Annotated in this window: 1 protein-coding gene and 2 pseudogenes; 1 reads left to right on the plus strand and 2 read right to left on the minus strand. The window is 58.6% G+C overall.

Translation table 11 applies throughout. From position 1 onward, the window contains the following. The first annotated feature begins 106 nt into the window (after positions 1-106). Positions 107-775 (plus strand): annotated as a pseudogene (locus OXS27_RS31885) (transposase). 603 nt (positions 776-1,378) lie between these two features. Here the strand turns inward: OXS27_RS31885 and OXS27_RS31890 are convergent. Both OXS27_RS31890 and OXS27_RS31895 read right to left on the minus strand, forming a co-directional pair. Then, positions 1,379-2,416, minus strand: a complete 1,038-nt coding sequence (locus tag OXS27_RS31890) for an acyltransferase (RefSeq protein WP_267361661.1) — start codon at positions 2,414-2,416, stop codon at positions 1,379-1,381. Positions 2,417-3,283: 867 nt separating this feature from the next. Further along, positions 3,284-3,545, minus strand: a pseudogene (locus tag OXS27_RS31895) (IS630 family transposase); the annotation flags it as partial.

A 3,545-nucleotide genomic window follows, 5' to 3' on the forward strand; every position in this document is an offset into this window, starting at 1 on the left:
TGGGGTGATTGGGGTCACGCTGTGGGTCCGCTGAAGGCGGCTGCTCCTATCGAGATGTGAGATCGTGGTCGATGTCGGATCGCCACAGCATCAGGAAGGAGCAGCCATGACCTACTTTGCCGGACTTGACGTCTCCCTGGAAGAGACGGCGATCTGTGTGGTCGACGCGACGGGTCGGATCATCAAGGAGATGTGAGCCGCCAGCGAGCCCTCCGATCTCATCGCTGCCCTGACGGGGCTCGGCCTGTTTCTGGAGCGTGTCGGCCTGGAAGCGTGTTCGCTGACAGCCTGGCTGCACGATGCGCTTCGGGCGGCGGGTTTGCCGGCCATCTGCATCGACACGCGGTCCGCCAACGCAGCCATGAAGACGATGCCCAACAAGACAGACCGCAACGATGCCCGTGCGCTGGCCCTCCGCGCCACCATCGACCGGCCGGAGCGGTTCCGGCACTCCCGGGACGTGGGTGCCCACCTTGGCCTGACGCCATCCCGTTACCAGTCAGGCGAGACCGACATCCAGGGCAAGGTCAGCCGCTGCGGCGACGAACTCGCTCGCACCGCGCTCTACGAGGCCGCGCACTGGCTGCTGACGCGCTCACGCCAATGGTCGAGCTTGCGCGCCTGGGGGATTTAGGTTGCCAAGCATGGTGGCATGGCGCCGGCCCGCGTGGCGGTCGCGCGCAAGCTCGCCGTCGTCCTGCACCGGATGCGGAGCGACGGGACTGAGTTCCGCTTTGGCAAGGAGCCGACGGCCACCGTCGCTGCCTTCGCATGACCGAGACACGCCTACCCCGTCGAACGGAACGACGGCAGGCCAGACTTCACCCGCGAGGGTGACCCGGATCGTTCCCGTGGGGACGATGGGCGAGGCGATCTCGTTGACGGTCCCGAACCAAAGTCCCGAACCGGTCCGCGTCAGCAGACCAGGTCGTGAAACAGATTGAGATGCCTTGCTCTCCCGACCCCATCATGCGGCGGCCTCGCGCCGACCGCGAAGAGAAGCGCGTGACCCGCGGGAGCGACACACCGGGACAAGGAACATCGATGAGAAGATGCTCGCCTCACGAACCCCAATCAGAGAAGGCTCTCAGACGTGGATGGCGCGTCGGTTTCAGGCGGCGAAAGTTCTGCTCGTGCCGCGGCGGCTTCATCCTGATCTAATTCACGCACATTTTCTGCTGCTGCCGGCTGGTTCCGGGGCGGTTCTCGCGGGAGGGCGGCGCCGCCTGTCACCCACGCCTCAGTAGGCACAACTACGTTTTGCGCAAAGCGAACCATCGGACGCGATTGTCGGCATGAAACGCTTCTTCTTCATCGATCCAGGCGTTTTAGCGCAGCTTCCACAAAAACGCGCTCCGCGCGACCTTCTATTCGCCGTTCAACAAGGGAGTGCTTTAGATTTGCTGAACCGCCATGATCGATCTTGGACCTTAGCCGCCAGGTGAGAGGTCAGGAGTATCGCTATCATCAGCAACAGAGCTTCAAGAACGAAGTCTTGTCTTCCTGCAACCGATTGAAACGCGCCGTTGACCCAGCAGAAGACGGGGTAGTGAAGAATGTATACGGGATATGAGATCTTTCCTAGATAAAGTGCTAATTGTCCGAGTCGGCCGGATAGATTGGTCCTTGACCCCGATAGAATCAGTACTGGCGAGCCTACTGCAACCCAAGCGATCTCAATCTTAAAAGGCAATGCGAAGGGGAAGCAAAATAACAAGAACGATATTAATCCGGAGACTAAGAAAACAGGTCTGAGACTCATCGAGCGATCGAGGCGCCGTTCGACGTGGAACAGAACTACGCCGTAGAAGAAGGAAGCACCCACCCGCGGGAAGCCGGCCAGGAAGTTGGTAGATGTATCACCTCCGAGCACGCCCAAATTTATTACAAAACAAAAACACAATATCGACAACAAAATAGCTGGAATGCATTTCCTGGTCCAGCTCCAATAGGCCCACGCGATGTTCACGACCATCTCAAAAAACAATGAATATTGCGGACCGTTGAGCGGGAAAACTTGGTCATCACCCCTATTTAAGTTTGAAAAAAAATTCGGAAGGTTGAGCGCCCCAACCAGCGCAGATGTCGCTATATCCTGTAGTGAAGCACTGCCGCCTTTCATATACAGCAATGAGGCCGCATAACTTGCGCTCATCAATGTTCCGAGAATTGCCAATGGCATCAATCTGATGAGGCGTGCGGAAAAAAATTCAACGCGACTCATATCTGACGTCAGCCTGCAGCTGTAGGCCGTCATCATCACGTATCCGCTCAAGCAGAAAAATAAATCGACAGCAAGGCTGCTGTTCAATGCCAATGGAATCGCGAACCATCGTCCGTAGTGATAAACGACGATTAATAATGCGGCGATGCCGCGGACCAAATCGAGCGCTGCCCTTCCGTCATGTGTCTTCATTTTGCAATTTCTCATCCGTCGCACGCGATCTGCAGAGTTGTCACGTGATTTGATCCTAAATATGGCCCGATAATCACCGCCATTTGGCTGTCGACCAGATTTTATTCCTGGCAATCGACGATGAGGTGCGGCATTACCGTAGCTGAAGGTGCAACTTGAGGTGTTTTTTAGTCGTGGGTTTGTCGATCCGGGCTTCATGCACTCTAAATCAGGGCCGGCTGTGAATGGTCTGCCCGCGGAAGACTCGACTCCCCGTCAGTTTGACGATCCGCGAGGTCTCTGTAAATCAGTACTCGCAGCGCTCAAGCGTTCTCGTCGGGTGACAACGCCACATTCGTTTTCTTGGTGGCGGCGGCTTCGAAGCCCGCCCATCAACCGCCCCCTGCGGACCGCTGGACAAGCGTTATGCCGTTTTTGAGATCACCTTGGGAATAGTATAACAGTCGCGTTTTCTTGGTTATGGCTGGGTGCCCTGTTTTGGGGGGCTGCTCCGGTTTTTGACGTCTGACGCCCGATGTTTCAGGCTACGCCGCGGGTGGGCGCCCGATGCTCGTGGCGCCAAAGTGACCATGCGATGACGTGAACGGACTGGTTGCACCGCCGCACTAACCACCCGGCGAGGAGCCGGACCTTCCGGCACTGATAAGCGAGCGGACAGTCGCGGCCAGGCTGGGCTTTCGAGGGCGGCGCACTGTCGTGATGGCGGATTACCGGGATCACGGCGGCTATCATCGCCACGCCGACGTGTCGGTGGCGGCCGTGTTCAGGAGTGGGTCTCCTCGTCAGTCAGCTTAAGTTCGGTCTTGGCCATCTCGAACGCGTACTCGATCTCCAACACCGGGACTCGACCGCCGCTAGTGCACTGACTCAGACGGATGGTTCACGGGATCGGCTGACGGCGGAGAGGATGTCCGTGGCGGGCTTGGTCCAGATGAAAGGTCTGGCGCGCCGGTTGTGCTCGGCGATGTAGCGTTTGATCGCTGCCTGCAGGTCACGACGCCGGTGAAGGAACCGCGTCGCAACCGACGACGGGTCAGCGCGGAGAAGAAGCCCTCGACCGCGTTGAGCCATGAGGCTGAGGTCGGGGTGAAGTGGAACGTCCAGGGCGGGTGCCGGGCGAGCCAGGCGT

Source organism: Methylobacterium sp. GC_Met_3, from assembly GCF_026540775.1.
Lineage (GTDB): Bacteria > Pseudomonadota > Alphaproteobacteria > Rhizobiales > Beijerinckiaceae > Methylobacterium.